Annotated in this window: 26 protein-coding genes; 12 read left to right on the top strand and 14 right to left on the bottom strand. The window is 53.8% G+C overall.

Features of this window, described 5'->3' with window-relative positions:
- Nucleotides 1-165 precede the first annotated feature (165 nt).
- Nucleotides 166-5,697: a glutamate synthase-related protein gene (locus AC2LB6_RS16545; protein WP_490094314.1), complete on the bottom strand. Its 5,532-nt coding sequence runs from the start codon at nt 5,695-5,697 to the stop codon at nt 166-168.
- Between the two features lie 898 nt (nt 5,698-6,595).
- Between AC2LB6_RS16545 and arcB the strand changes: the two genes are divergently transcribed.
- On the top strand, nt 6,596-8,929 hold the full coding sequence (gene arcB / locus AC2LB6_RS16550) for an aerobic respiration two-component sensor histidine kinase ArcB (RefSeq protein ID WP_490094315.1): 2,334 nt from the start codon (nt 6,596-6,598) through the stop codon (nt 8,927-8,929).
- 887 nt (nt 8,930-9,816) lie between these two features.
- A complete protein-coding gene (gene mtgA / locus AC2LB6_RS16555) occupies nt 9,817-10,536 on the top strand; it encodes a monofunctional biosynthetic peptidoglycan transglycosylase (RefSeq protein ID WP_490094316.1) in 720 nt (239 codons plus the stop codon).
- A 3-nt stretch (nt 10,537-10,539) separates the two neighbouring features.
- Here the strand turns inward: mtgA and npr are convergent, their stop codons facing one another.
- From npr to AC2LB6_RS16610, 11 genes are all read right to left on the bottom strand, one after another.
- Nucleotides 10,540-10,812, bottom strand: coding sequence for a PTS phosphocarrier protein NPr (gene npr, locus AC2LB6_RS16560; RefSeq protein ID WP_003851116.1), 273 nt, complete (start codon nt 10,810-10,812; stop codon nt 10,540-10,542).
- The gene (gene rapZ, locus AC2LB6_RS16565; RefSeq protein WP_010251920.1) at nt 10,809-11,663 is read right to left on the bottom strand and encodes an RNase adapter RapZ; all 855 of its coding nucleotides are present in this window, start codon (nt 11,661-11,663) and stop codon (nt 10,809-10,811) included. The genes npr and rapZ overlap by 4 nt, the downstream gene beginning before the upstream one ends.
- 47 nt (nt 11,664-11,710) lie before the next feature.
- Nucleotides 11,711-12,190, bottom strand: coding sequence for a PTS IIA-like nitrogen regulatory protein PtsN (gene ptsN, locus AC2LB6_RS16570; RefSeq protein WP_013359876.1), 480 nt, complete (start codon nt 12,188-12,190; stop codon nt 11,711-11,713).
- A gap of 151 nt (nt 12,191-12,341) precedes the next feature.
- Nucleotides 12,342-12,629: a ribosome hibernation promoting factor gene (gene hpf / locus AC2LB6_RS16575; RefSeq protein ID WP_090963879.1), complete on the bottom strand. Its 288-nt coding sequence runs from the start codon at nt 12,627-12,629 to the stop codon at nt 12,342-12,344.
- Between the two features lie 21 nt (nt 12,630-12,650).
- Nucleotides 12,651-14,084 carry an RNA polymerase factor sigma-54 gene (gene rpoN, locus AC2LB6_RS16580; protein WP_090963881.1) on the bottom strand — a complete coding sequence of 478 codons (1,434 nt, stop codon included), beginning with the start codon at nt 14,082-14,084 and terminating at the stop codon, nt 12,651-12,653.
- Between the two features lie 48 nt (nt 14,085-14,132).
- Entirely contained in the window at nt 14,133-14,858 is a 726-nt protein-coding gene (gene lptB / locus AC2LB6_RS16585; RefSeq protein ID WP_090963883.1) for an LPS export ABC transporter ATP-binding protein, read from the bottom strand.
- Nucleotides 14,859-14,863: 5 nt separating this feature from the next.
- Entirely contained in the window at nt 14,864-15,415 is a 552-nt protein-coding gene (gene lptA / locus AC2LB6_RS16590; RefSeq protein ID WP_033762313.1) for a lipopolysaccharide ABC transporter substrate-binding protein LptA, read from the bottom strand.
- Nucleotides 15,390-15,962, bottom strand: coding sequence for an LPS export ABC transporter periplasmic protein LptC (gene lptC / locus AC2LB6_RS16595; RefSeq protein WP_490094317.1), 573 nt, complete (start codon nt 15,960-15,962; stop codon nt 15,390-15,392). Before lptC ends, lptA begins: the two co-directional genes overlap by 26 nt.
- Nucleotides 15,959-16,525 (bottom strand): 3-deoxy-manno-octulosonate-8-phosphatase KdsC, encoded by a 567-nt coding sequence (gene kdsC / locus AC2LB6_RS16600; protein ID WP_090963887.1) that lies wholly within the window; start codon nt 16,523-16,525, stop codon nt 15,959-15,961. The genes lptC and kdsC overlap by 4 nt, the downstream gene beginning before the upstream one ends.
- A 13-nt stretch (nt 16,526-16,538) precedes the next feature.
- Nucleotides 16,539-17,522 (bottom strand): arabinose-5-phosphate isomerase KdsD, encoded by a 984-nt coding sequence (kdsD, locus tag AC2LB6_RS16605; protein WP_490094318.1) that lies wholly within the window; start codon nt 17,520-17,522, stop codon nt 16,539-16,541.
- 16 nt (nt 17,523-17,538) lie between these two features.
- A complete protein-coding gene (locus AC2LB6_RS16610; RefSeq protein ID WP_090963890.1) occupies nt 17,539-18,519 on the bottom strand; it encodes a calcium/sodium antiporter in 981 nt (326 codons plus the stop codon).
- On the opposite strand from AC2LB6_RS16610, the gene AC2LB6_RS16615 reads away from it, so the two are divergent.
- The 8 genes from AC2LB6_RS16615 (at nt 18,518) to murA (ending at nt 23,552) form a co-directional block, all read left to right on the top strand.
- Complete coding sequence (locus tag AC2LB6_RS16615) at nt 18,518-18,775, top strand: hypothetical protein (RefSeq protein WP_490094319.1); 258 nt, start codon at nt 18,518-18,520, stop codon at nt 18,773-18,775. The two genes, AC2LB6_RS16610 and AC2LB6_RS16615, sit on opposite strands and share 2 nt — an antisense overlap.
- The gene (gene mlaF / locus AC2LB6_RS16620) at nt 18,747-19,562 is read left to right on the top strand and encodes a phospholipid ABC transporter ATP-binding protein MlaF (protein WP_090963892.1); all 816 of its coding nucleotides are present in this window, start codon (nt 18,747-18,749) and stop codon (nt 19,560-19,562) included. The genes AC2LB6_RS16615 and mlaF overlap by 29 nt, the downstream gene beginning before the upstream one ends.
- A 4-nt stretch (nt 19,563-19,566) precedes the next feature.
- Entirely contained in the window at nt 19,567-20,349 is a 783-nt protein-coding gene (gene mlaE, locus AC2LB6_RS16625; RefSeq protein WP_090963895.1) for a lipid asymmetry maintenance ABC transporter permease subunit MlaE, read from the top strand.
- 4 nt (nt 20,350-20,353) lie between these two features.
- Nucleotides 20,354-20,899 carry an outer membrane lipid asymmetry maintenance protein MlaD gene (mlaD, locus tag AC2LB6_RS16630; RefSeq protein ID WP_490094320.1) on the top strand — a complete coding sequence of 182 codons (546 nt, stop codon included), beginning with the start codon at nt 20,354-20,356 and terminating at the stop codon, nt 20,897-20,899.
- Nucleotides 20,900-20,914: 15 nt separating this feature from the next.
- The gene (gene mlaC, locus AC2LB6_RS16635; RefSeq protein ID WP_490094321.1) at nt 20,915-21,550 is read left to right on the top strand and encodes a phospholipid-binding protein MlaC; all 636 of its coding nucleotides are present in this window, start codon (nt 20,915-20,917) and stop codon (nt 21,548-21,550) included.
- On the top strand, nt 21,550-21,855 hold the full coding sequence (gene mlaB, locus AC2LB6_RS16640; RefSeq protein ID WP_090963899.1) for a lipid asymmetry maintenance protein MlaB: 306 nt from the start codon (nt 21,550-21,552) through the stop codon (nt 21,853-21,855). Before mlaC ends, mlaB begins: the two co-directional genes overlap by 1 nt.
- A 113-nt stretch (nt 21,856-21,968) precedes the next feature.
- Entirely contained in the window at nt 21,969-22,226 is a 258-nt protein-coding gene (gene ibaG, locus AC2LB6_RS16645; protein ID WP_003851098.1) for a BolA family iron metabolism protein IbaG, read from the top strand.
- Between the two features lie 66 nt (nt 22,227-22,292).
- Nucleotides 22,293-23,552, top strand: coding sequence for a UDP-N-acetylglucosamine 1-carboxyvinyltransferase (gene murA / locus AC2LB6_RS16650; protein WP_136196188.1), 1,260 nt, complete (start codon nt 22,293-22,295; stop codon nt 23,550-23,552).
- 73 nt (nt 23,553-23,625) lie between these two features.
- Here murA and AC2LB6_RS16655 read toward each other — a convergent pair whose 3' ends face one another.
- Nucleotides 23,626-23,910, bottom strand: coding sequence for a helix-turn-helix domain-containing protein (locus tag AC2LB6_RS16655; RefSeq protein WP_490094322.1), 285 nt, complete (start codon nt 23,908-23,910; stop codon nt 23,626-23,628).
- Between the two features lie 238 nt (nt 23,911-24,148).
- Nucleotides 24,149-25,120, bottom strand: a complete 972-nt coding sequence (ispB, locus tag AC2LB6_RS16660) for an octaprenyl diphosphate synthase (protein ID WP_033731290.1) — start codon at nt 25,118-25,120, stop codon at nt 24,149-24,151.
- Nucleotides 25,121-25,376: 256 nt separating this feature from the next.
- Between ispB and rplU the strand changes: the two genes are divergently transcribed.
- Nucleotides 25,377-25,688 carry a 50S ribosomal protein L21 gene (rplU, locus tag AC2LB6_RS16665; protein WP_008925416.1) on the top strand — a complete coding sequence of 104 codons (312 nt, stop codon included), beginning with the start codon at nt 25,377-25,379 and terminating at the stop codon, nt 25,686-25,688.
- 15 nt (nt 25,689-25,703) lie between these two features.
- The gene (gene rpmA / locus AC2LB6_RS16670; protein ID WP_003851093.1) at nt 25,704-25,961 is read left to right on the top strand and encodes a 50S ribosomal protein L27; all 258 of its coding nucleotides are present in this window, start codon (nt 25,704-25,706) and stop codon (nt 25,959-25,961) included.
- The last annotated feature ends 161 nt before the right edge of the window (nt 25,962-26,122 follow it).

Below are 26,122 nucleotides of genomic sequence, written 5' to 3' on the forward strand. Positions count from 1 at the left end.
GTTCTCGCCCGATATCAGTGGCGTTGTCCTGTCTGAAAGCGGTTCCGCTTTCCCGCGCGGCAGGTTCTGCTGCAGGGGAGAGCGGTTCTGCATCTGTCCGGTACAACGATTAATCCGGGCAATGATCAATTAATAATATTCAGTTCAGCCTGATCAGTATCACTGTCAGGAGAGTTTACCCACCGCAGCGGCGATTTCCGGCAATGCCGCACGTGCAAACAGCTCTTCAAAGTCAGGCAGGTGGCCCAGCACTTCCCGGTTACAGGCATCCTGATACATGATCCAGCCGTAGGTGGCCAGGCTGTCCATAGAGCGGATGTTACGTTGCGTCAGCGCCGCTTTGTAATCTGACATGCGTTTGGTACCAATCAGACTCGCCAGTTCATCATCGCTGTAACTTTCAATGGCGGAACGGGCATGACGTTGCAGCTTGCTGACCAGTGAAAAGTCTTCAGTCATCAGCAGATTACGCACCGCTTTTTCTACCGCCGCATCTTCAACCGGCGTGCCTTTCGGCAACTTAGCCAGTGCCAGTTGCTGGGCAAAGCTCAGTACGGTGTAGTTGTTCAGCAGGACAAACATCTCCTGCGTATCGGTCGCGCCATAGGCCGGGACGGCACCATTGGCGATGGTTTTACCCTGACGCCACGCTGCTTTAAACTTGGCAACCTGATGGCCTGCCAGCGCCGTTGATAGCTCTTCGAGCAGATCTTTACGGCTCTTGGCTTTCAGAATCTCACCGCCATCCTGATACAGCAGCAGCGAACGCGGCATCACGTAAACAAAGTGGTGACACTCTGTTTCCCAGTTCTCCAGCAGCCAGGCGGCACGTGGCGATTTAGTCGCTTCCAGATGCCAGTTCAGCATGGTCAGCACTGCCTGCTTATGCACCTGCGCCATCTCATCCTGATCGGCAATCGAGCCGAACCGCACCGAATCACCGGCAGCGTGGCTGGCCAGCGATCCATAGGGGTCGTACTGGTAGGCAAAGCCGCCGCTCATGCCGTTGCCAAATCCTTTACCAAAGGTGCCCAGGTTAAGGATGGCGCCGTTAGTCATATATTCGCAGCAGAAGTCACCGACGCCTTCAACAACGGCAGTTGCGCCTGAGTTACGCACCGCGAAACGGTCACCCGCCTGGCCCTGCACGAACAGACGTCCGCCGGTTGCGCCGAACAGCGCAAAGTTACCAATCAACACGTTGCCATCGGCATCCTGCGCGCCACCGCCAGGTGACATCACAATCAGTTCGCCGCCACACTGTCCTTTGCCGACACCGTCGTTACAGGTGCCGTAATGGGTCAGCTGCATGCCATCGTTGCAGAATGCGCCAAATGACTGACCGGCAGAACCGGTAGTGGAAATTTTGACGCTCTCAGGGGCCAGATAACTGCGGCCGCGATCGTCGGTCATTACCGCAGGCATTGCCTTCAACTGCTCCTGGCTCAGCTGATGATTCAGCATGCGCTCAATATCGATGGCCAGCTGGCCGCCGACACTTTTGTTGCGGTTGTTCAGAACGATGCTGTTGCCCAGGGCGACGTCAGGATTTCCCTGCTCCACCAGCGATAGCTTCAGTTGCTCAATCCAGCCATCATCCAGTTCAAAGTCTTTTTCCAGATAAACCGGCTTATCGATTTTCAGTTCAGGCACCACGGTGAGCATGGCGCGTAAGTCGAGTTTGCCCACTTCCAGCGGGTGATCCATCAGGTGCAGCAGGTCAGAGCGACCGCGCGCCTCACGCAGAGAACGCAGACCCATACGTGCCAGAATCTCACGCACTTCATGCGCCACGTTGAGGAAATACTGCGCCAGCTGACGTGGATCGCCATCAAAGGCTTCGGCGTTAGTGGTTAAGCCAGCCGGGCACTTCACGTTACAGTTCTTCGCCATCACGCATTTCAGCATCATCAGCGCAGTGGTGCCGAACTCGAAGCTATCACCGCCCAGCAGGGCAGACTTCACCACGTCGCTTCCGGTCTGCTGTGCGCCAGAGCAGCGCAGCAATACTTTCTCGCGCAAGCCATTGGCGCACAGTGCCTGGTGGACTTCAGCGATGCCGATTTCGGCCACGCGTCCGGTATATTTCAGGCTGGTCACAGACGCAGCGCCTGTACCGCCTGTGTTACCGGCCACGTTAATCACGTCTGCACCGGCTTTAGCCACGCCAACCGCGATGGTGCCGATCCCTTCAGACGAGACCAGTTTGACGATAACGCGCACCCGCGCAGCTTTACAGTCGTGGATCAGCTGCGCCAGATCTTCGATGGAATAGGTGTCGTGATGCGGCGGCGGAGAGACCAGCTCAACGCCAGGTGTACCGCCACGGGCCGCAGCAATCTCAACGGTGACTTTGGCTGCCGGTAACTGACCGCCTTCGCCAGGCTTCGCGCCCTGACCAATTTTGATCTCCAGCTCTTCCAGCATCGGGTCTGCCAGATAGGCAGCCCAGACGCCGAAACGACCCGAAGCCAGCTGTTTGATACGGGAGGCACGGATGGTGCCGTGACGGGAGTAATGCTCGCCGCCTTCACCACAGTTACTCATGCCGCCGACCATGTTGGTGCCGTGTGCGACCGCTTCATGAGCAGGCGCGACCAGCGCGCCGTGGCTCATCGCCCCGGAGGCAAAGGTACGGGTAATTTCACAGGCTGGCTGCACTTCACTCAGCGGCAGTGAAGGCAGGGTGGTGAAAATACGTGACAGATAATTTGCCGCTTTACCGTAAGCCGTCACTTTAAGACCGCCAGTGACCACTTCGCTGCTCTCAATATCGTCACCGAAGCGGAATCTCAGAGCACGAGACAGGTTTTCCAGTCGCTCGCTCTCTGGCTTCAGACCTTCAATCGCATCGGTCAGACGCAGCATAAAGTGATTCAGGCTGCCATCCACTGCTTCACACTCCATGCCGCGAATAGCAAAGCCGTTGTTGGTCAGCGAGTAGCGTCCCAGCTTGCGGCGAAACTCTGCTTCACTGTCGATGTGGGTCAGGTCAGCCGGAAAGGTCAGGATATCGCGCAGGGCCGCCGGGCGACGCTTACGCTCTTCATACATCAGGCTTGAGAACTGACGGTAGTCGGCAGTAATCGCAAAATTGTTGATCACCTCATCCGGGATGCGCTCGAAGCTGCTGTCTTTAAACGTCTCTGGCTTGATGCCAAACGCATTATCCAGTTTTGCCAGCGTCATCAGACGGATGAAGTTATCCTCTTCGCGCGCCTTGTCGGCAAAGCGAATCGGCTCTTCGGTCATGTCGATGAAGGTGCGTACGGCGATGGTGCCGTAGGAGTGACCCGCGCCTTCTGCGCGCTCTTTGAACAGGCCCAGCAATGGCACTTCAGACTCGCCCTGAATCTTCAGTGCGCTCTGGTGCCAGTCAACGGCCATTTGCGCGATCGTCGCGAAGCCTGCACCGCCAACCGGCGTTCTGATATTCGGGAAATACTTTTTCAGCACCGGGTCATCGGTGTTCAGGAAGTTCGGCTCAAAGAATTCGCCGCTGCTGTAGCTCTCAACGGTACAGAGCCCCACTTTGCCCATGGTTTTCATCAGGGCTTTTTCAGCCGCTTTGGCATAGCGCCTAAAGGCTTTGTTACCTTCTTCACCTTCGCCAAATTTCTCCTCTGCGCGCATCTGTACGCCCAGTGGATAGATAGCGGAAGCACCAAAGCCGAGTGTGGCTGCAATGTGGTGCGAGGAGATGCTCTGGCCGCTTTCTACTACCAGAGACACATCCAGACGCAGGCCTTCCTGTACCAGACGCTGGTTGATGGCGGAAACCACCAGCAGCATCGGGATCGCAGCGTGCTTTGAAGAGATGTGGCGATCGGTAAGCACGGCGATGCCGCCCTGAGTACGGGCAAAATCCACCACCTGCTGCGTCAGGTCATCAATCGCTTTTTCCAGCGCATTCGCGTTCGCGGTGGTGCTCAGCAGATCTTTGCCGATCACCGGCTCATAGAGCATCTCAAAGCGGGCATAAGGCGCGATGGTCTGCTCGCGTAAACGCAGCATATCAAGATGACTGAGGATCGGCGTCGGCACCACAATCTGACGGCCTTTGCTGCGGCCCAGATGCGGTTTCGCGCCGAGTGCGACACGCAGCGTCATGCCATCCACTTCGCGGATAGAGTCCAGCGGCGGGTTGGTCACCTGAGCAAAGCGCTGAGAGAAGTAGTGCGCCATGCCGCCTTCATGATCGGATAAGCCGTTGATGGCGTTGCCGTAACCCATCGCAGAGATCTTCTCTGCACCGGTGTTCAACATCGGGTCCATCATGAACTTGAAGCTTTCCTGGTTGTAGTAGTAGGCAACAAAACGCTGATAGGTTTTCAGATCGCCGCGATAACGCAGCGGTGAACCCTGCTGTTCAGCCGGAATCTCAGGCAGATCGTCAAGACCGACGCGCGCTTCACGCAGCAGCGCAGAATAATCTTTCTCTGCAGCCAGTTTTTCCAGCGCCTGCAGCGTGGTGTAGCTGCGTTTTTCACGATGATCGAAATAGAGCATACCGCCCGCTTCGATACGGCCACGACGCAACACGCTTTCCGGTGGGAAGGCGATTTGGCCGGCTTCCGACATCGCACCGATATATTCAGCCGTTTCGACTGAACGCAGTGGGCGCAGGCCAAGCCGGTCAAGGCGTGCACCAATCACTTCGCCATTGCCGAAGATTAATGCCGCCGGGCCGTCGTTCTTCTCTTCATACAGTGAGAAATACTCCAGCATGTCGCGCACTTCTGACGGCAGTGAACTGTCGTTTTCCCAGGCTGGCGGCATCATTGAGACGACGGCGGTGATCAGGTCGAGGTTATCTTCCATCAGACGGCTATGGATGCTCTGATCCAGACGCGAGCTATCGGACTGGCCTTTCGGCCGCACGATTTTCTTACCACGGGCCAGAGCCAGCGCGGACTCGGCGATGCGGTTTTTACGGTCCGTATTCAGCTCACCGTTATGCGCCATCAGGCGGAACGGCTGCGCCATGGTGGTATGCGGATCGGTGTTGGTGGAGAAGCGGGTATGGAAGAACAGCCCGCGCACCTGATGATCGGGATCGGTCAAATCTTTGAAGTATGGGATCACTTCATTGGAGTTCAGACGGGCTTTGAACACCTGTGTGCGTGATGACAGCGACAGCGGATAGAGACCGCCAAATTCGCTTTCGGTGAAGGCACGCGCTTCAATCGTTAACAGGGCGCGGTAGATGCGCTGTTCGAAGTCGTTCTGATCGACCACGTCCTGTGGCGCAGTGAAAACCCACTGCAGAATCGGTAACTGGAACTGTATGGCTGCCGGGCGCGTCACGCTGCTGTCGAGTGGCATGTCACGTTTCATGATCACCGGCAGGCCAAAGCTGCTGAGTGCCTCATCTACCAGACGTTCGGCATTTGCGCGTAGCTCAGCATCTTTCGGTACAAAGAAGTTGCCGACGCCAAAGCGGCCCGCTTCCAGCGGCTTGTTGGTAATTTTGCGGAAAAAGTGCAGCGAAAGGTCAACGTTGACCCCCGCGCCATCGCCGACGCCTTCCGCCGACATACCGCCGCGGTGAGGCACCGTACACAGGGCGCTATGCGCCATCTGCAGAATTTCGTGGGTCTGCTCGCCGTCCTTACGCGTAATGAAACCTACACCACAGCTGTCACTGCCTGCTGTCGGATCATACAAGCCATAGGATTGAGGTTTTTTAGTGGACATTGAGGGTCTCCTTAAACTGCTTTGACATTGCCTGCACTGATTCAGGGTCTGGGCGCACTGGGGCGCTATCATTTTCATCGCCATGCTCTGTCGAGCGCGCGTCATAGCCCTGAGCATTTCTCTCCAGACATCGGTAAAACGTCCTTAATTGAGCTGCTCTCTGATTTCCGGTCTCTTAAAGGAGATGACTTAAACCACGCGGGAGTCTTCTTGTTGCATAGATATGCCGAGACAATGGCCCGTCTGGAAAGCTTTCAGCGGATTTCCAACTTATCGGGAAAGCGTAATCAGGTCAAATAGGGTGGTCAGACAGGGTAATTAGCTGTTTTATCTGCTTAACATAATGAATTTAATGGATTTTATGGTTTAAAATGTATCACTCTGATGCCTGGAGATCGGCCGATAAATGTGAACTGACTCACTGTAGTGCAGGCGCCAGATCTCTGCACCATGCTGGTGACGGGGTGTTATACAGCATTAAATGCTGTTCAGCACCGTTGCTGCATAGCATGTATCTGTTTTTCTTATGTCCGGCTATTTGAATGAAACAGTGGTTGGTTATAAGAAAAATTAATCAGCACACGCGTGCTTAAAACATCACTAAAGATGAATGGGTATGCATAAGAAAGGATGTGCCTGTGCAACAGAATGTTGCCAGGATATTGAAAAAAGGCCGTACAGAGAAATCGGTGATTTGCTGGCGGCCTTACAGATTATTCATTTGGCACAGTCAGTCAAGGGTTTTAACCGCTTTGTCCTTAACGTCGCCGATCGGCTCTGCGGATGCACCATAAAAGGGCATTTGATCCCGCATCTCCCTGCGACGTGCTGCGACGTGCTGCGACGTCAGCAGGGTAACTGCGCTATTATGAGGCTGTTTCTCTTCCAGGGAGTTGTTATGAAACAAATTCGTCTGTTGGCGCAGTACTACGTTGATTTAATGGTCAAGCTTGGACTGGTGAGGTTCTCGTTGCTGCTGGCGTCTGCGCTGGTCGTGCTGGCGATGATCGTCCAGATGGCCGTCACGATGGTACTGCGGGGCCATGTCGAGAGTATTGACGTGGTGCGTTCTGTCTTCTTCGGGCTGCTGATTACGCCCTGGGCGGTCTATTTTCTGTCGGTGGTGGTCGATCAGCTGGAGGAGTCCCGGCAACGGCTGGCACGGCTGGTGGATAAGCTGGAAGAGATGCGTACCCGCGATTTGGAACTCAATCAGCAGATGAAAGAGACCATTACGCAGCTGAATCAGGAGATCAGCGATCGTAAAAAGGCGGAGCTGGCACGCGAACAGGTGATGGACAAGCTGCGTGAAGAGGTGACCCGTCGTGAACAGGCACAGATTGAGCTGGAGCAGCAATCCTCTTTCCTGCGTTCATTCCTGGATGCTTCGCCTGACCTGGTCTTCTATCGCAACATCGATAAACAGTTCTCCGGCTGTAACCGCGCGATGGAACTGCTGACCGGCAAAAGCGAAAAGCAGCTGATTGGCCTGACGCCGCGTGATATCTATGATGATGAAGCGGCGACCAAGGTGCTGGAAACGGACGAGAAAGTGTTCCGTCACAATGTCTCCCTGACCTATGAACAGTGGCTGCAATACCCCGACGGGCGCAAAGCCTGTTTCGAAATCCGGAAGGTGCCTTATTACGACCGTGTCGGTAAGCGCAGCGGGCTGATGGGCTTTGGCCGCGATATAACGGAGCGTAAGCGCTATCAGGACGCGTTAGAGAACGCCAGCCGGGAAAAGACCACCTTTATCTCTACGATCAGCCACGAGCTTCGTACGCCGCTTAATGGCATTGTCGGCCTGAGCCGCATTCTACTGGATACCGACCTTAATCAGGAACAGCTGAAGTATCTGAAAACCATCCACGTCTCCGCCATCACGCTGGGCAACATCTTCAATGATGTGATTGAGGTGGACAAAATCGAACGCCGTAAAGTGCAGCTGGATAATCAGCCGCTCGACTTCACTGGCTTCCTCGCCGATTTAGAGAATCTTTCCGGCCTGCTGGCCCAGCCAAAAGGACTGAAGTTTGTGCTCGCGCCGCAACTGCCGCTGCCGCATATGATTTCCACTGACGGGACGCGTCTGCGCCAGATTCTGTGGAACCTGATTGGTAACGCCGTGAAGTTCACCCAGCAGGGAGAAATCGTGGTACGGGTGACGTATGAGCAGGATGAGACGCTGCGCTTTGAGGTGCAGGATTCTGGCATGGGGATCCGCCAGGACGAGCAGGACAAGATCTTTGCGATGTACTATCAGGTGAAAGACCAGCATGGCGGTAAACCGGCAACCGGAACCGGCATCGGACTGGCGGTATCACGCCGTCTGGCGCAGGCGATGGGCGGCGATATCCGCGTTCACAGTGCACCAGGACAGGGCTCATGCTTTACCGTAGAGATTAAAGCGCCGCGCATTGCTGAAGAGGTGGAAGACGAAGGCCTGGACGACAGTCTGCCACTGCCTGCGCTGCACGTGCTGCTGGTGGAAGATATTGAGCTTAACGTGATTGTGGCGCGCTCGGTGCTTGAGAAGCTGGGCTGCAGCGTCGAGGTCGCTATGACCGGCAGCGAGGCGCTGGCGATGTTTGACCCGCTGGAATTTGATCTGGTGCTGCTGGATATCCAGCTGCCTGATATGACCGGCCTGGATGTCTCACGGGCGATTCGCCAGCAATATCAGGGAACGCATCTGCCACCGCTGGTTGCGCTTACAGCGAATGTCCTTAAAGACAAAAAAGAGTATTTCGATGCGGGAATGGATGACGTCCTGAGCAAACCGCTGGCGGTGCCAGCCTTGACTGCAATGATCAAAAAGTACTGGGATTATCAGGCAGAACCGGAAGAAGAAACCCTGGATGTCAGTGATGACAAAACCCGAATGCTGCTGGATGTCGCAATGCTGGAACAGTACATCGAGCTGGTTGGCCCGAGCCTGATTACCCAAAGCCTGACGATGTTTGAAAAGATGATGCCGGACTATCTTGCGGTGCTGGAATCTAACCTGATGGCGCGCGATCAGAAAGGCATTGCCGAAGAGGGGCATAAAATCAAAGGGGCGGCGGGTTCGGTCGGGCTGCAGCGTTTACAGATGCTGGCAAAACAGATTCAGAGTCCGGAGTTACCGGCATGGTGGGACAATGTCGTTGAATGGATTGATGAGCTGAAGCATGAGTGGCGACACGATGTGCAGGTATTACGCGACTGGGTGTCAGAGCAGGATAAGTGATACCCCAGAAAAAAATGACCCCAGCCGAGGCCGGGGTGCGCGAATACTGCGCCAACACCAGGGAAATCATTGCGGCCGCTATGATATGAATAATTAATGCAGCCGCAGGGTATTGGTTAACACTGTCATCACCTTAGCAAATTCATCTTCTCATGCGACAAGATTCATTAAAATTTGTGATATTGAGCAGCGTTTAAATACAGAAAACATTAATTTGGCAACACAGTCAAGTAAGGAATCAATTTCTGTGCTGCATTGCTGTTATTTTAATCATTTTTGCCTTTTTTCGTGTAGTTTTAAGGCTGCTGTACAGCGAAACGGTGGTCGGGTAGCAGTAAAGTGAGCCAGCGTTAACATTTTCCTCTTCAGAGCGGCTAAAACGCTGATATTGCACGCGCGCAGCCTGAAATGATACGAATTAACCAAAACGATTTGGAATGATAAAGAAGAATCTAAAAGTTTGTCTTTTTCTCCTCCTGACATGAGGGTTCCGGCTGGAAAAAAACGGTGCCATAACAGCCAAAAGTGAGTCCGTTAATCGCTGTTTATTTATACTTTATAGCGATAATTCTGATTAAGCTTTGGACAGCATTGGATTAAGAAAAAAATAACAGTTAAGTATAGCGAATGATTTATGCGGGCGCTTATTACCGATTATTAACTTTTTATCTGGAAAGGTGCTAAGCAGGTTCAATTAATGGAACCGATTCCTTTTTTTCGGAAGTCATTGAACTATTTCGAACTGTTGCAGCATTTTGATGCAAAATGATTGAATAAAGTCTGGAAACTACCTCCTCGTTTTCAGCGATAATCGTAAAAAGACTGCTTTAACAGCAGTGATTACATGAGTGATTGATTAACGTCTGAAACAAGTATGGGAAGATTGCATGAACAAGCATAAAGGAAGCGTCGGACAGCGTATCAGACGTATTGTTGGTCGCGTGCTGTTGGTATGGCTGTTGGTATGGCTGGCGGGGATTTTACTCTTTTCATTCTTACCGGTACCGTTCTCGGCGGTGATGGCTGAACGACAGATCGGTGCCTGGTTACGCGGTGATTTTAGTTATGTCGCACATTCAGACTGGGTTGGCCATGACGAGATTTCGCCCTGGATGGGACTGGCGGTTATCGCCTCAGAAGATCAAAAGTTTCCCACTCACTGGGGCTTTGATGTGGCGGCGATTGAGTCCGTACTGGATAAGAGCGACAACCGGATGCGCGGGGCGTCCACGCTGTCACAACAGACGGCGAAGAATCTGTTCCTCTGGGATGGTCGCAGCTGGGTCCGTAAAGGTCTGGAGGCGGGTCTGACGGTAGGGATTGAGACGGTCTGGACAAAGCGACGCATACTGACCGTCTATCTCAATATTGCAGAATTCGGGCCGGGTATCTTTGGCGTTGAGGCGGCTTCACAGCGCTACTTCCATAAGCCAGCCAGCCGGCTGACCGCAGCCGACGCCGCTTTGCTGGCTGCAGTACTGCCTAATCCGATTCGTTATCGTGCTGCTGCGCCCTCAGGTTATGTCAGAGAGCGGCAGCAGTGGATACTGCGTCAGATGCGCCAGCTGGGCGGCGAGGGCTTCCTGCAGCGTAATAAGCTCGACTAAACCTTAATCTTCATCGAAGCCCGCTTCAAATAGCTCAATGACCGCAGCCAGCGCCGGAACTTCCTCCGGGCCGCTGGCTTCGATCTCAATGTGCCCGCCTTTGGCCGAGTCGAGCATCAGCAGCGCAATCACGCTGCTGGCTTCGGCTTCCGTACCCGCCTCATTGCGCAGCAACACTTCGGCATCAAAGCTCTGCACCAGCTCAAACAACTTCATGGCCGGACGGGCGTGCATGCCCAGCTTATTTTTTATTTCTACAGTTTGTCGGACGGTCATGATTTGCGCTTTTCCAGCGTGCGATGGCGTGACTGAACATTCTTACCGCGCGAACGGAAGTAATCCGCCAGTTGTTCTGCGATATAGACAGAGCGGTGTTTGCCGCCGGTGCAGCCAATCGCCACGGTAAGATAGCTACGGTTATTGGTTTCCAGCATCGGCAGCCAGAGTTCAAGGTAGCTGCGCGTCTGGTAGATAAAGTTATGCACTTCAGTGTGACGATCAAGGAAGGCCGCCACAGGACGATCGAGGCCGGTCATCGGGCGCAGTTTCGGATCCCAGTGGGGGTTGGGCAGAAAGCGCACGTCAAACACATAATCAGCGTCAATCGGGATGCCATGCTTGAAGCCAAAGGATTCAAACACCATGGTCAGCTCGCGTTCACGCTTGCCCAGCAGGCGGGTGCGCAGCATCTCGGCCAGTTCATGCACCGACATCTCTGAGGTGTCGATGATCAGATCGGCTCGCGAACGCAGCGGCTCCAGCAGATCGCTCTCTTCATCGATGGCGCTCTCCAGCGACAGGTTTTTGCTGGAGAGGGGATGCAGACGGCGCGTATCGCTGTAGCGACGAATCAGGGTGTTGCGATCGGCATCGAGGAACAGCAGCTGAGGTGAAAATGTGTCAGGCAGATTATTCAGTGCGGTTTCAAAAATTTCCGGGGATTCAGGCATGTTACGCACGTCGATACTGACCGCTGCCGAAATATTGCGCTCAGCCAGCGAGTTAGCTAACTCAGGCAGCAGCACGACTGGCAGGTTATCAACACAGTAGAACCCCATATCTTCCAGCGCACGGAGTGCCACTGACTTCCCCGAGCCTGAACGACCGCTAACGATCATCAGCACCATGACCTTCTCTCCCGTTTTAAAACCGGCTCCAGGCCGGTAAAGACGCGTTACTGCTCTGTCTGGACTTCCGTAATAATGGCGTAGAGCTCTTCATCACTCTGCGCAGCACGCAGACGACGGCAGACCGTTTTATCTGCCAGACGCTTCGCCACCAGTGACAGGGTGTGCAGGTGTGTTTTGCACTGGTCAGCCGGGACCAGTAAGGCAAACAACAGATCGACCGGCTGGTTGTCGACGGCATCAAACGCAATCGGCTGTTCGAGGCTGATAAACACCCCAACCGCGCGCAGCGTATCCTCTTCCAGCTTGCCGTGAGGAATGGCTATCCCGTTACCAATACCGGTACTGCCCATGCGTTCGCGGGTCAGGATCGCTTCGAAAAGCGTCTGGTGCGGCAGGTTGAGCTGCTTAGCGGCCAGTTCGCTGATGATTTCCAGCGCACGTTTTTTGCTCTGGCAGTGTACGCCGCTGCGGGTGCAGTCTGGCGAAAGCACTGTGCTCAATTCCAGTGTGAGATCGTTGTTCATTATCGTTTCACTTGCGTGTTCACCAGGCCATTCACCGCAGCGCGTCTTAACGCCCGAGACAAACGGCGCTTGCTCAGATGACAAAACGGGGCGGATTATCCGCCCCATCCTGTCGGCTCTGCGCGCCAGGCGCGCGTCGCTAGCGTGAAGGTTAGTGTTTTTTCAGTTTATCTTTGTGTTTGGTCAGCTGACGGGCAAGCTTGTCGATCAACCCATCAATTGCCGCATACATATCTTCCGCTTCTGATGTGGCGTGCAGCTCGCCACCATTCACGTGTAGTGTTGCGTCCGCCACCTGAGTGACTTTCTCAACCTTCAGGACAATATAGACCTGATTGATATGTTCAAAATAATGTTCCAGTTTGGCAAATTTACCGTTTACGAATTCACGCAGAGGCGCAGTGATTTCAACGTGTTGCCCGGTCAGGTTCAGCTGCATAGGTCTTCCTTCTCATTTCTTTCAAACCAGTTGCTTACGCTGGTTCGATGGCGGGATGGATAAAGACTCACGATATTTGGCGACGGTACGCCGTGCCACCATAATCCCCTGATCAGATAACATGGAGGTCAGTTTACTGTCGCTCAAGGGTTTGGCTGGATTTTCCGCCGAAATTAATTTCTTCACCAGGGCACGAATCGCCGTCGAGGAGGCTTCGCCGCCACCTTCAGTATTGACGTGACTGGAGAAAAAGTACTTCAGTTCAAAAATGCCACGCGGGCTGTGCAAATACTTCTGCGTGGTCACACGGGAAATGGTCGACTCATGCATCTCAACAGCCTGGGCGATATCCGCCAGCACCATCGGACGCATAAATTCTTCACCCTGCTCGAAAAACGCCTGCTGCTGCTCAACAATGCAGCGCGTCACTTTCAGCAGCGTATCATTGCGGCTTTCCAGACTCTTAATCAGCCAGCGGGCTTCCTGCAGGTTGCTGCGAATGAACTGGCTGTCGCTGTCGTTGCGCGTCGCGCCGCCCATTGCCGCATAGTGCTGATTAATCTTGAGGCGCGGCACGCTGTCGGCATTGAGTTCAACCGTCCAGCGGCTGCCAACCTTACGCACCAGCACATCGGGAATGACATATTCCGGTTCGCTGGTGTTAATCGACTGACCCGGACGCGGGTCCAGCGACTGAATCAGCAGCATCGCCTCTTTCAGCACCTCTTCTTTGAGACGCGTCACCCGCATCAGGCTGCGGAAATCGTGATTTGCCAGCAGGTCAAGATGTTCGCTGACGATCAGGCGTGCTTCAGCCAGCATTGGCGTTTCAGGCGCATATTGCGACAGCTGAACCAGCAGACAGTCACGCAGATCGCGCGCGCCAACACCAATAGGATCAAAGCGCTGGATGCGTTTCAGCACCGCTTCAACTTCATCTGCTTCAAGCTCATCGTTGCCGATACTGTCGAGGATCTCCTCAAGCGAAACGGTGAGATATCCGGTGTCATCAATAGCATCGACGATAGAGGTGGCAATAGCGCGATCGGTGTCACTGAAAGGCGTCAGTCCAACCTGCCACATCAGATAGTCCTGAAGTGACTGCGTGGTTTCGCCTTGATAAACCGGTAACTCATCATCCTGATAATCGGTGCCGGTGCCGGAAGGCGTGCCCGCGGTATAGATCTCATCCCAGGTGGCATCCAGCGGCAGTTCATCGGGCATCTCTTTCTGCTCAAGCGCTTCGCGTGTATCCAGCGCCTCAGACTCTGACGATTCGCGGGAGTCGATCTCTTCATGCAGATCAGTCTGCTCAAGCAGCGGATTGCTTTCGAGAGCAAGCTGTAACTCCTGCTGGAGTTCAAGCGTAGAGAGTTGCAGCAGACGAATCGCCTGCTGCAATTGTGGAGTCATTGCCAGCTGTTGGCTGAACCTGAGTTGTAAACCTTGCTTCATAGACAGGATAATCGTTCCCAGGTAAACATCGGTATTAACGACACCTTATCAGAGTCTGAACTCTTCACCCAAATAAACCCGCTTAACCTGCTCATCCGCAAGAATTTCATTAGGTGTTCCGTGCGCAATCAGGCGTCCCTGGCTGACGATATAAGCCCGCTCACAGACCGCTAAGGTTTCACGCACGTTATGGTCGGTGATCAGCACGCCGAGGCCGCTGTCACGCAGATGCTCAATGATTTTCTTGATGTCGATAACGGAGATCGGGTCAACACCGGCAAAAGGCTCATCCAGCAGGATAAATTTAGGATTAGCAGCCAGTGCGCGCGCGATCTCAACTCGACGTCGCTCACCACCTGAAAGTGCCTGACCCATGCTGTCGCGCAGGTGCTCGATGTGGAACTCTTCCATCAGCTCACGGGCGCGATCCTGGCGTTGCTCTTCGGTCAGATCATCACGAATCTGCAGTACTGCCATCAGGTTATCGTAGACGCTGAGGCGACGGAAAATCGACGCCTCCTGCGGCAGATAGCCGATGCCACGACGCGCACGCGCATGCAGCGGCAGGATACTGATATCTTCATCATCAATAACAATGCGGCCAGCGTCACGCGGGACAATGCCCACCACCATGTAAAAGGTGGTGGTCTTACCGGCCCCGTTCGGGCCAAGCAGGCCGACAATCTCGCCGGACTTTACCTGCAGACTGACATCTTCTACCACGCGACGGCCTTTATATGCCTTCGCCAGGTTTTCTGCGATTAATGTGGCCATAGCTATCAGTTACTCTTCTTTCCGCTGTTGGACGAACCTTTATCCTGAAGTTGCGACGGCACCAGGACGGTGGTGACGCGCTTGTTCTGGCCCTGGCTGTAAGCCTGCATTTTCTGCTCTTTTACCAGATAGGTAATACGATCGCCTTTGATGTTGCTGTCCTGCTGCTCAATGAAAGCATTGCCGGTCAGTTCAACGAAATCGTTAGCCAGTTCGTAGTGCAGTTTTGAGGCATGGCCCTGAACCGGCTTGCCGCTGTCCTGCATCTGATAGAAGGTAGCGGGATTACCGTAGGCATCAACGATGGTTTTCTTGCTGTCGCCGCCAGGACGGGTCACCACGACTTTATCCGCCGTGATTTTGATTGAACCCTGCGTCACGATGACATTGCCGGTAAAGGTCGCGACATTGCCCTGCAAATCCAGCGCCTGATTCTGCGAGTCAATATTGACGGGCTTATCCGAGTCACCGGTCAGGGCAAGCGCTGGAACGCTGGTTGCCAGCAACATGCTGGCCAGTAAAAGCTTCAGGCTATTTTTGTTCATTTTGAATTTCATATGAGGTTTTGACCTTCTCGATTAACTCGGCGTTTTTTGTCCGTAAATTGCCGCGCATTTTCATGCCGGTGGAGTTAAAACTGCGGCCATACAATGTCACCTGGTCATCAGAGGTAACGTCCTGAGTGACAAGATTGATCTGCGCGTTATCCGTTTTGATACGCTCAAGCTGAGAATCCTGCGTCAGCGTATTCAGCTCAACATGGCCATACAGATAAAGCATACGATCTTTGGTGAGCTTTGCTTTATCCGCGCGTAGCGTCCAGGTAGGGATTTTGTTCTCATCATAAGTGGTCATCACCGGATTTTCGAACCAGCTCAGCTCGTCATCCGAGAAATAGGTCACTTTGTCTGAGACCAGTTTATATGACAGCGCGCCCTGCGGGTTGTAAACCACAGTATGTGAATCCGCACTGGTATAGGTCGGCGACTGACTGCCCGTCCCGACTGGCGTGGCATCGTCATCCTGGTTAGTAAGATTCCAGCCGATCAAAACCAGTGCAATCAAGGTCAGAATCAGCGTTATCCAACGCCTGCTTTTACTCATACTGATTGCCCTTTGGCATCCTCAAATTTGTTCTGCGCCATTAAGATCAGGTCACATACTTCGCGAACCGCACCGCGTCCGCCGGCGATCCGCGTGACATAATGCGCGCGTGGCAACAGGATTGGATGTGCATCCGCTACCGCCACGCTTAATCCCACTTTCGCCATAACCGGCCAGTCGATCAGGTCATCACCGATGTAGGCGACCTGATCGTCGGAAAGAGACAGTTTATCCAGAAGTTCACGATAGGCCAAAAGCTTATCGGATTGTCCCTGATAAAGATGACGGATGCCGAGCGTTTTGCAGCGATCTTCCATCAGACGGGCATTGCGGCCGGTAATAATAGCCACTTCCACATCGGAGGTCAGCAAACAGCGCACGCCGTAACCGTCCCGCACGTTGAATGCCTTCAGCTCTTCGCCATTATTCCCCATGTAGATCACTCCGTCGGACATCACGCCATCGACGTCGCAGATCAGCAGACGAATGTTGCTGGCGCGCGCCATAAAGTCCGCAGTGACCGGGCCGTAGCAGGTTTCAATCGGGGGAGTTGCCTGTTGCATTTTCTCTTCCTGTTCAGACTACGCCAGCGCGCAGCATGTCATGCATATGTACCACACCGAGCAGACGGTCGTCATCGGCCACCAGAATTGAGGTAATGTTTTTGGTCTGCATGAGGTTAAGGGCTTCAACCGCCAGCATGTTTGGCCGGACGCGGATGCCACCTGGCGTCATCACTTCTCCAATGGTGGCGCGCTGGAAATCGATGCCCATATCAAAGATGCGGCGCAGGTCACCATCAGTAAAGATACCTTCAATTTTCATCAGACCGTCGACGATTACCGTCAGCCCCAGATTCTTGCGGGTAATTTCCAGCAGCGCATCGCGCAGTGAGGCATCACGCGTGACGTGCGGCAGCTCATCACCGCTGTGCATGATATCAGCCACATGCAGCAGTAGTTTGCGGCCCAGCGCACCGCCAGGGTGGGAGAGGGCAAAGTCTTCCGCCGTGAACCCGCGCGCTTCCAGCAGCGAAACCGCCAGCGCGTCGCCCATTACCAGCGTGGCTGTGGTGCTGGTGGTGGGTGCCAGACCCAGCGGGCAGGCTTCCTGCGGAACATGGACACACAGATGTACATCGGCAACCCGGGCCATCGCACTATCAGGTCGGCCGGTCATGCAGATCAACGCAATGTGCTGACGTTTCAATACCGGAATCAACGCGAGGATTTCGTTCGACTCACCGCTGTTGGAGATGGCAATAACCACATCATTTTTGCTGACCATGCCGAGATCGCCGTGGCTGGCTTCAGCCGGATGCACAAAAAAGGCGGGTGTACCGGTACTGGCAAAGGTCGCCGCCATTTTTTTGCCGATATGGCCAGACTTGCCCATGCCCATCACCACCACTTTCCCCTGGCAGGTGTAGATCAGGGCACAGGCGCGGGCGAAATCATCGTTGATGTATTGATCGAGTTGTTCCAGTCCTTCACGCTCGATGCGCAGGACGGTTTTTCCCGCCTGCTGGAAATCAAATGCTGTTGGTTGCTGATATGACATAGTGAGTCTGTCCTTGTTAGCCGTCCATGAATGCCGGCTGCATCCAGAGCAGCGTCACCCAGACGAAGAAACCACAGAGTAAAAATAAGCCTGCCGTACGGCCAACACGTCGGCGACGGAGCAGGCAGAGCAAGGCAAACAGCACGCTGACACCCAGCATCACCCAGTAATCGCGGGCGAAAGCGTGATAGTCGACGCTGCCGGGGTGAATCAGCGCTGGCAGGCCCAGCACGATGGCAATATTATAAATGTTGGCGCCGATCAGATTGCCGATCGCGATATCATCTTCACCTTTCAGCGCGCCGGCAATCACCGTTGCCAGCTCGGGCAGGCTGGTGCCCACGGCGATCAGCGTCAGGCCCATCACCAGTTCACTGACGCCAAAGTAGTCGGCAAAGGCGGTGGCATTGTCGATCACCATCCGGGTCGACATCGGCAGAATAATCAGCGCGACGGCCAGCCAGAGAAAGGCCACGGTATTTCCGCTCTCTTCACGAGGCAGTTCGGCCAGCTGCTCGCGGGTCAGGGTGTCGTTATTGTCCTGTTCGGCTTTACGCGCAATGCGAATCACCACCATCAGATAAATAGCGGCAATGGCGATCAGGCCAATTCCATCCAGTCGACTAAGCTGATTGTCAAACAGCATGAATCCGCTGAGCAGGGTAACCAGCAACATCAACGGTAATTCACGGCGTATCAGATTAGAATGGACGCTGAGCGGATGCATGAGTGCAGCGGCGCCCAGAATCAGTAATATGTTGGTAATATTCGAGCCGAGCGCGGTGCCAACAGCAAGATCCATCTGGCCATGCTGCGCCGCGGAAAAGGAGAGGATCATCTCTGGCAGCGAGGTGCCGATGCTGACAACGGTCATGCCAATAATCAGTGGCGGGATGCCAAACGATCGGCACAATATAGAGGCGCTAAACACCAGACGATCGGCACCATATGCCAGTAAAAGCAAACCGATGATCAGCAGTGCAGAAGCTACGAACATGAAAAATCCTTGCGTAAAAACCCAGGCCGGCAATGCCATTTCCGACCGGTTTAAGGTTCTGTTTGGCGAGACAGGCGCTGATTTTGACCGCCTGAACGGCAAAAGTAAATTTAATGACCATTTTCGCCAAATCTTAGCGGTAAGTTTCTGTAAAGCTATCGTGAATCAGAACCGAACAGGCTACCATCGTACCCCATGTTTACGCCCGATCCTTATAAGAGGTAATAATGATCCAGCAGCATACGAATCTGGTTGAGGTTCGTGGCGTGAGTTTTTCGCGCGGAGATCGCACCATCTTCGACGACATTTCGCTGACCGTGCCGAAAGGCAAAGTGACGGCGATAATGGGACCGTCGGGGATAGGAAAAACCACTCTGCTACGCTTGATTGGGGGGCAACTCCAGCCAACCAGCGGTGAAATCTTTTTCCGTGGCGAAAACATTCCGTCATTGTCTCGCGCTAAATTGTACGAAGCGCGCAAGAAAATGAGCATGCTGTTCCAGTCTGGCGCCCTGTTTACTGACTTAACGGTCTATGAAAATGTCGCCTGGCCGCTGCGTGAACACACTCGTCTGCCCGCACCGATTCTGCACAGCACCGTATTAATGAAGCTGGAAGCGGTGGGCCTGCGCGGCGCGGCCCAGCTGAAACCGGCTGAGCTATCGGGCGGGATGGCACGCCGTGTGGCTCTGGCACGCGCGATCGCGCTTGAGCCGGAGCTGATCATGTTCGACGAACCCTTTGTCGGACAGGATCCCATTACCATGGGCGTGCTGGTAAAATTGATCGACGAACTTAACCATGCTCTGGGCCTGACCTGTATTGTGGTCTCGCACGACGTACCGGAAGTACTGAGTATTGCGGACTATGCCTATATCGTGGCCGGACAAAAAATTATCGCACATGGCACCACGCCGGAACTGCGAGAGAATAATGACCCGCGCGTGCGCCAGTTTATTGATGGCCATGCGGATGGTCCGGTTCCATTCCGTTTTCCTGCCGGCGACTATCTCGCTGATTTAACCGGCTCAGGGAGTAACTAAACAGATGGTCTTGAAGGCGCTGGCGTCATTCGGTCGTCAGGGAATTGAAACTTGCGCCAGTTTTGGACGCGCAGGATTAATGCTGTTTCACGCGCTGGTGGGAAAACCCGCGTTCCGCAGGCACTCGCCGCTACTGATCAAACAGCTCTATAGTGTTGGCGTACTGTCGTTACTGATTATTGTGGTTTCAGGTCTGTTTATCGGCATGGTACTCGGACTGCAGGGCTATCTGGTGCTGAACACCTATGGTGCCGAAACCAGTCTGGGTATGCTGGTGGCGCTGTCGCTGCTGCGTGAGCTGGGGCCGGTTGTTACCGCGCTGCTGTTTGCCGGACGGGCAGGGTCGGCACTGACGGCTGAAATTGGTCTGATGAAAGCCACTGAACAGCTCTCCAGTATGGAGATGATGGCGGTGGATCCGTTGCGCCGCGTCGTCTCGCCGCGCTTCTGGGCCGGTTTTATCAGTATGCCGCTACTGACAATGATCTTCACCGCGGTCGGTATCGCTGGCGGTGCACTGGTTGGCGTGAGCTGGAAGGGAATCGATCCCGGCTTCTTCTGGTCAGCCATGCAGAACGCGGTCGATTTCCGAACCGACGTCGTTAACTGCATCATCAAAAGCGCCGTATTTGCAGTGACGGTCACCTGGATTGCTCTCTTTAATGGCTATGACGCGATTCCCACTTCTGAAGGGATCAGTCGCGCGACAACGCGTACCGTAGTACATGCTTCACTGGCGGTGCTCGGGTTGGATTTTGTGCTGACAGCACTGATGTTTGGGAATTGATGCAATGCAAAGCAAAAAAAGCGAAATCTGGGTTGGCATTTTTATGATTATGGCGTTGATCGCCGCATTGTTTCTCTGTCTGCGCGTCGCCGATTTAAAGTCGATGGGCACGGAGCCGACGTGGAAACTCTACGCCACCTTTGACAATATCGGCGGCCTGAAAGCCAGTTCACCGGTTAAAATCGGCGGTGTGGTCATTGGCCGGGTAACAGAAATTGCACTTGAGCCGAAAACGCTGCTGCCGCGTGTCACCATGGAGATCAGCGATCAGTATGCGAATAAAATTTCAGATACCAGCTCGCTGGCTGTCCGGACTCAGGGCCTCCTGGGCGAGCAGTTCCTGGCGCTGAACCTGGGCTTTGACGATCCTGAGCTCGGTTCGGCAATGCTGAAAGATGGCGATACGCTGCGCGACACGAAGTCAGCCATGGTGCTTGAAGATTTAATCGGCCAGTTCCTTTATAAGAGCGGCGATAGCAAACAAAAAAGTGACAACAAGGATGCGCAGGAAGGCGACAGTGCTGCGCCTGCGGCACCGGCTCAACCTTAAAGAAGAGGGTAAAACATGTTTAAACGTTTACTGATGATTGCAATGCTGATAGTTGCAGTACCGCTGACGGCGACCGCAGCCGATCAGAGCAATCCCTACAAACTGATGAACGAAGCGGCGAAAAAGACGTTCACCCGTCTTAAAAATGAGCAGCCGAAAATCAAGCAGGATCCGAACTACCTGCGTGAAATTGTGCGTCAGGAGCTACTGCCTTATGTGCAGATAAAATATGCAGGCGCGTTAGTGCTGGGCCGCTACTATCGTGATTCTACGCCTGCTCAGCGCGAAGCCTACTTCAGCGCCTTTGGTGACTACCTGGCACAGGCTTATGGTCAGGCACTGGCACTCTATAACAGCCAGAGCTACCAGATTCAGCCTGAGCAGCCGTTGGGCGATGCCCAGATTGTCGCCATTCGTGTCTCAATTATCGACCCAAATGGCCGTCCACCGGTTCGTCTCGACTTCCAGTGGCGTAAAAACAGCCAGACCGGTAACTGGCAGGCTTATGACATGATCGCCGAAGGCGTCAGCATGATCACCACCAAACAAAATGAGTGGAGCGACCTTTTACGTACCAAAGGTATCGATGGTCTGACGGCACAACTGAAGTCTTCTGCGGCACAGCCGATCACGCTGGATAAACAAAAATAATGCACGAATCGTTACGCTGGGAGCGGGAAGCCAGCACGCTGTTACTGAAAGGCGAACTGGATCGCGACACGTTGATGAGCCTGTGGCAGCAACGCGAGTCGCTGATTAAAGATGTCGATACCATCGACGTCGCGGCGCTGGAGCGTGTTGACTCTTCCGGTCTCGCCCTGCTGGTACACCTGCGGGAAATCGCACGGGCACAGGGTATTACCCCACGCTTTACGGGCATCAGCGATAAACTGCACTCGCTGATTACGCTTTACAATCTGCAACAGATTATTGTTTCTGCGGATAAAAGCGCCTGATTTCCAGTTGTTATGCTAAGCCCCTGTTTTCGATAGGGGCTTTTGCGTATTTAAGAGTCAGCCGCTTTCCTCTACTATGTCAGCCTTATTATTATTAAGTGAAGTTAAGCCCAATGGAAAACAGTGAAATTCAGGCCGTGCTGATGGCCGCATTGCCTTTAGACGAAGTCCATGTGATGAGCAACGATGGCAGCCATTTTCAGGTAATCGCCGTAGGCGAACTGTTTGGCGAACTGAGCCGCGTCAAAAAGCAGCAGGCTGTTTACGCGCCGCTGATGGAATTCATCGCGGATAACCGCATGCATGCTGTCTCTATCAAAACCTACACTCCCGCTGAATGGGCGCGTGACCGTAAACTCAACGGTTTCTGATCCCCAGTGTGGTGAACTCGCCGTGGGCGAGTCCAATTTTTAGCGAGTTAATTGAGAGCCGTGTTAATGGAAAAATTTCGTGTGCAAGGCCCCACCCGTTTAAGTGGTGAAGTAACCATTTCCGGGGCGAAGAACGCCGCACTTCCTATTCTGTTTGCTGCACTGCTGGCTGAAGAGCCGGTAGAGATCCAGAATGTGCCAAAGCTGCGTGACATTGATACCACCATGAAGCTGCTGACTCAGCTGGGTGCGAAGGTGGAACGCAACGGTTCTGTGCATGTCGATGCCAGCGCGGTAGATGTATTTTGTGCGCCTTACGATCTGGTAAAAACCATGCGTGCCTCAATCTGGGCGCTGGGCCCGCTGGTGGCCCGTTTTGGTCAGGGTCAGGTTTCCCTGCCGGGTGGCTGCGCTATCGGCGCGCGTCCGGTTGACCTGCACATTACCGGTCTGGAACAGCTGGGTGCCGAGATCAAGCTGGAAGAGGGTTACGTTAAAGCGTCAGTCAATGGCCGCCTGAAGGGCGCGCTGATTGTCATGGACAAAATCAGCGTCGGTGCAACCGTCACCATCATGAGTGCTGCGACGCTGGCGACCGGTACTACCGTGATTGAGAATGCGGCCCGTGAGCCGGAAATTGTGGATACCGCCAACTTCCTGAACACCCTGGGTGCCAAAATCAGTGGCGCAGGCAGCGATAAAATCACCATCGAAGGCGTAGAGCGTCTGGGTGGCGGTGTCTACCGCGTCCTGCCGGACCGTATCGAAACCGGTACCTTCCTGGTAGCAGCTGCGATTTCAGGCGGCAAAGTGATGTGTCACAAAACCCAGCCTGATACGCTGGACGCTGTGCTGGCTAAGCTGCGTGATGCAGGTGCCGACATCGAAACGGGTGAAGACTGGATAAGTCTGGATATGCACGGCAAGCGACCAAAAGCGGTCAACGTGCGTACTGCACCGCATCCGGGTTTCCCGACCGATATGCAGGCGCAGTTCACCCTGTTAAACATGGTCGCGGAAGGCACGGGCCTGATTACCGAAACCATTTTCGAAAACCGTTTCATGCATATCCCGGAACTGATCCGTATGGGCGGACATGCTGAGATTGAGAGCAATACGGCGATCTGTCATGGGGTTGAAACCTTGTCAGGTGCGCAGGTGATGGCGACCGATCTGCGTGCTTCAGCCAGTCTGGTTCTGGCGGGTTGTATTGCGGAAGGAACGACGTTTGTTGATCGCATTTATCACATCGATCGTGGCTATGAGCACATCGAAGATAAACTGAAAGCGATGGGCGCGAACATCGAGCGCGTCAGCGAAGAGTAACCCCTCTGATACGCTGAAAGAGCCAGCCCCTTTTGGGGCTGGTTTTTTTTAGCCTGCAAGATCGCATGGGATCTCAGGTGCGGCCAGAATGATCCACCTGTGTCCGGATACGGCTCTTGCGATCCAGCAGGCAGTGCGTATCGGGATCGTAATAGCGGCTGGGCCAGATTTCACACGGGTGAATCTTGATCGCGTCGGCGATTAGCCATTCGCCTTTGGGCCAGGGACGTGTCAGCGCATTAGCCAGCGTTGATGAACTCAGACCCGCTGCGCGTGATAGCGCTGCCAGAGTCATACCACGCTTATGCAGCGCAGCGATGATGTCAGCCGGATGCCAGTCTTCCATCCTTTTTTCCATAACCTGTTCTCCTTTTCCTTGTCATTGCGTCGTCCCGCGAGACGTTGGCTTTCCTTTTTACCTTTATCTGGAAAGAATAGGGCTTTTATAGCAAATAAACTCTATTAGTTTCCAGTTATATTTGGATTCAGCGTCTGGTCTGTGTGATGCCACACAAAAGGAGTGCAACAGCTAAGAGGGAGTAAAGAGAAGTGAGAGCAGGAACGTAAAAACGGAGCCGGGGAGGCTCCGTATAGGATCAGAAATCGCGCTGAACGGACATGTGCGCCAGTGATTCCAGGGCGCTGCGCCACGGTGATTCGGGCAGAATCCGCAAGGCTTCAATCGCTTTGTCCGCTTCCTGTTCGGCGCGGTTACGCGTCCATTCCAGCGAACCACACTGATTCATCGCTTCCAGTACCGGTTCCAGCAGATGGCGGCCATTTCCCTGTTCAATGGCTTCACGGATCATCTTCGCTTGTTCAGGCGAGCCATGCTGCATCGCATGCAGCAGTGGCAGCGTCGGTTTGCCTTCACTCAGGTCATCGCCGGTATTTTTACCCAGCGTCTCACCGTCAGCACTGTAATCCAGTAAATCGTCAATTAACTGGAAAGCCGTACCCAGATAGCGCCCATAATCCTGCAGCGCTTTTTCCTCTTCTGGAGTGGCTTCAGCCAGAATCGCAGAGGCCTGCGAGGCCGCTTCAAACAGGCGCGCAGTCTTGCTGTAAATCACACGCATGTAGCTCTCTTCGGTGATGTCGGGATCGTTGACGTTCATCAGCTGCAGAACTTCGCCCTCAGCAATCACGTTTACCGCTTCTGACATCAGCGCCAGGATACGCAGCGAACCCATGCTGGTCATCATCTGGAAGGCGCGGGTGTAAATAAAATCACCGACGAGCACGCTTGCCGCATTGCCAAACGCCGCGTTCGCGGTCGCTTTGCCACGACGCATATCGGATTCATCCACGACATCGTCATGCAGCAACGTGGCGGTGTGGATAAATTCGATCAGCGCCGCATTGGTCACGTGCAGGTCGCCCTTGTAGCCCATGGCACGTGCAGATAGCACGGCAATCATGGGACGGATACGCTTGCCCCCACCACTGATGATGTAGTAGCCCAACTGGTTGATGAGCGAGACATCTGAATTCAGCTGGTCGAGGATGGTCTGGTTAACGGCAGCCATATCCTGTGCGGTTAATTCATTAATCTGTTCTAAGTTCATTCGTCTTTTCAGCTATGACTCGTTATCTCTGCCATGGTAAGTGGTTTACCCAGCCAGCGTTCAGGTAATCTGTTACTGATTGTACTTGAATTTTGTGCCTGAGAAACGGTTGCATTCAGCCTGTGTTTTTTTTCTGCAAGAGTGTGCAAAGTGCTCTTGTCTTCTTCTGGAGTTTTGCGTAGAATTCGCGCCCTATTGTGAATATTTAGCGCGCCGCCTGATGAACTAAAAGGCAAGCGCAGAAGCGGAGTTTTATATGTACGCGGTTTTCCAAAGTGGTGGTAAACAACACCGAGTAAGCGAAGGTCAGACCGTTCGCCTGGAAAAGCTGGACATCGCAACCGGTGAAACGATTGAGTTTGACCAGGTTCTGATGATTGCTAATGGCGAAGACGTGAAAATCGGCGCGCCACTGGTTTCAGGCGGAATGATCAAGGCAGAAGTTGTTGCTCACGGTCGTGGCGAGAAAATTAAGATTGTTAAGTTTCGTCGTCGTAAGCACTACCGTAAGCAAGCAGGCCATCGCCAGTGGTTCACTGATGTGAAAATCACTGGTATCACGGCGTAAGAGGAGATCTGACAAATGGCACATAAAAAGGCTGGTGGTTCGACTCGAAATGGTCGTGACTCCAATGCAAAACGTCTGGGTGTAAAACGTTTCGGTGGCGAATCTGTTCTGGCAGGTAGCATCATCGTTCGTCAGCGTGGCACCAAATTCCACGCCGGTACCAATGTAGGTTGTGGTCGTGACCACACCCTGTTTGCTACTGCAGACGGTAAAGTACAGTTCGAAGTTAAAGGTCCGAACAACCGTAAATACATCAGCATCGTTGCTGAGTAAGGTTGTCGTGACGCAGACGTTTAACGTCTGAACGCACGAATTGAAGGCCCCGCAGCTCCTGCGGGGCTTTTTACATTCTGCGGTCTGTTGCGGTAAAAGCGACGCATCACAAAAGTTTGCTGTACACTTTATGTACGCACTGGCGAAAGCCAATCCTGATT

The sequence above is a fragment of the Pantoea sp. RCC30.1 genome, assembly GCF_058148845.1.

What these genes read in the sequence shown, in the direction of transcription:
- AC2LB6_RS16545 (WP_490094314.1), bottom strand. Translation starts at nt 5,697, where the DNA reads ATGTCCACTAAAAAACCTCAATCCTATGGCTTGTATGATCCGACAGCA.
- arcB (WP_490094315.1), top strand. Translation starts at nt 6,596, where the DNA reads ATGAAACAAATTCGTCTGTTGGCGCAGTACTACGTTGATTTAATGGTC.
- mtgA (WP_490094316.1), top strand. Translation starts at nt 9,817, where the DNA reads ATGAACAAGCATAAAGGAAGCGTCGGACAGCGTATCAGACGTATTGTT.
- npr (WP_003851116.1), bottom strand. Translation starts at nt 10,812, where the DNA reads ATGACCGTCCGACAAACTGTAGAAATAAAAAATAAGCTGGGCATGCAC.
- rapZ (WP_010251920.1), bottom strand. Translation starts at nt 11,663, where the DNA reads ATGGTGCTGATGATCGTTAGCGGTCGTTCAGGCTCGGGGAAGTCAGTG.
- ptsN (WP_013359876.1), bottom strand. Translation starts at nt 12,190, where the DNA reads ATGAACAACGATCTCACACTGGAATTGAGCACAGTGCTTTCGCCAGAC.
- hpf (WP_090963879.1), bottom strand. Translation starts at nt 12,629, where the DNA reads ATGCAGCTGAACCTGACCGGGCAACACGTTGAAATCACTGCGCCTCTG.
- rpoN (WP_090963881.1), bottom strand. Translation starts at nt 14,084, where the DNA reads ATGAAGCAAGGTTTACAACTCAGGTTCAGCCAACAGCTGGCAATGACT.
- lptB (WP_090963883.1), bottom strand. Translation starts at nt 14,858, where the DNA reads ATGGCCACATTAATCGCAGAAAACCTGGCGAAGGCATATAAAGGCCGT.
- lptA (WP_033762313.1), bottom strand. Translation starts at nt 15,415, where the DNA reads ATGAAATTCAAAATGAACAAAAATAGCCTGAAGCTTTTACTGGCCAGC.
- lptC (WP_490094317.1), bottom strand. Translation starts at nt 15,962, where the DNA reads ATGAGTAAAAGCAGGCGTTGGATAACGCTGATTCTGACCTTGATTGCA.
- kdsC (WP_090963887.1), bottom strand. Translation starts at nt 16,525, where the DNA reads ATGCAACAGGCAACTCCCCCGATTGAAACCTGCTACGGCCCGGTCACT.
- kdsD (WP_490094318.1), bottom strand. Translation starts at nt 17,522, where the DNA reads ATGTCATATCAGCAACCAACAGCATTTGATTTCCAGCAGGCGGGAAAA.
- AC2LB6_RS16615 (WP_490094319.1), top strand. Translation starts at nt 18,518, where the DNA reads ATGAAAAATCCTTGCGTAAAAACCCAGGCCGGCAATGCCATTTCCGAC.
- AC2LB6_RS16610 (WP_090963890.1), bottom strand. Translation starts at nt 18,519, where the DNA reads ATGTTCGTAGCTTCTGCACTGCTGATCATCGGTTTGCTTTTACTGGCA.
- mlaF (WP_090963892.1), top strand. Translation starts at nt 18,747, where the DNA reads ATGATCCAGCAGCATACGAATCTGGTTGAGGTTCGTGGCGTGAGTTTT.
- mlaE (WP_090963895.1), top strand. Translation starts at nt 19,567, where the DNA reads ATGGTCTTGAAGGCGCTGGCGTCATTCGGTCGTCAGGGAATTGAAACT.
- mlaD (WP_490094320.1), top strand. Translation starts at nt 20,354, where the DNA reads ATGCAAAGCAAAAAAAGCGAAATCTGGGTTGGCATTTTTATGATTATG.
- mlaC (WP_490094321.1), top strand. Translation starts at nt 20,915, where the DNA reads ATGTTTAAACGTTTACTGATGATTGCAATGCTGATAGTTGCAGTACCG.
- mlaB (WP_090963899.1), top strand. Translation starts at nt 21,550, where the DNA reads ATGCACGAATCGTTACGCTGGGAGCGGGAAGCCAGCACGCTGTTACTG.
- ibaG (WP_003851098.1), top strand. Translation starts at nt 21,969, where the DNA reads ATGGAAAACAGTGAAATTCAGGCCGTGCTGATGGCCGCATTGCCTTTA.
- murA (WP_136196188.1), top strand. Translation starts at nt 22,293, where the DNA reads ATGGAAAAATTTCGTGTGCAAGGCCCCACCCGTTTAAGTGGTGAAGTA.
- AC2LB6_RS16655 (WP_490094322.1), bottom strand. Translation starts at nt 23,910, where the DNA reads ATGGAAAAAAGGATGGAAGACTGGCATCCGGCTGACATCATCGCTGCG.
- ispB (WP_033731290.1), bottom strand. Translation starts at nt 25,120, where the DNA reads ATGAACTTAGAACAGATTAATGAATTAACCGCACAGGATATGGCTGCC.
- rplU (WP_008925416.1), top strand. Translation starts at nt 25,377, where the DNA reads ATGTACGCGGTTTTCCAAAGTGGTGGTAAACAACACCGAGTAAGCGAA.
- rpmA (WP_003851093.1), top strand. Translation starts at nt 25,704, where the DNA reads ATGGCACATAAAAAGGCTGGTGGTTCGACTCGAAATGGTCGTGACTCC.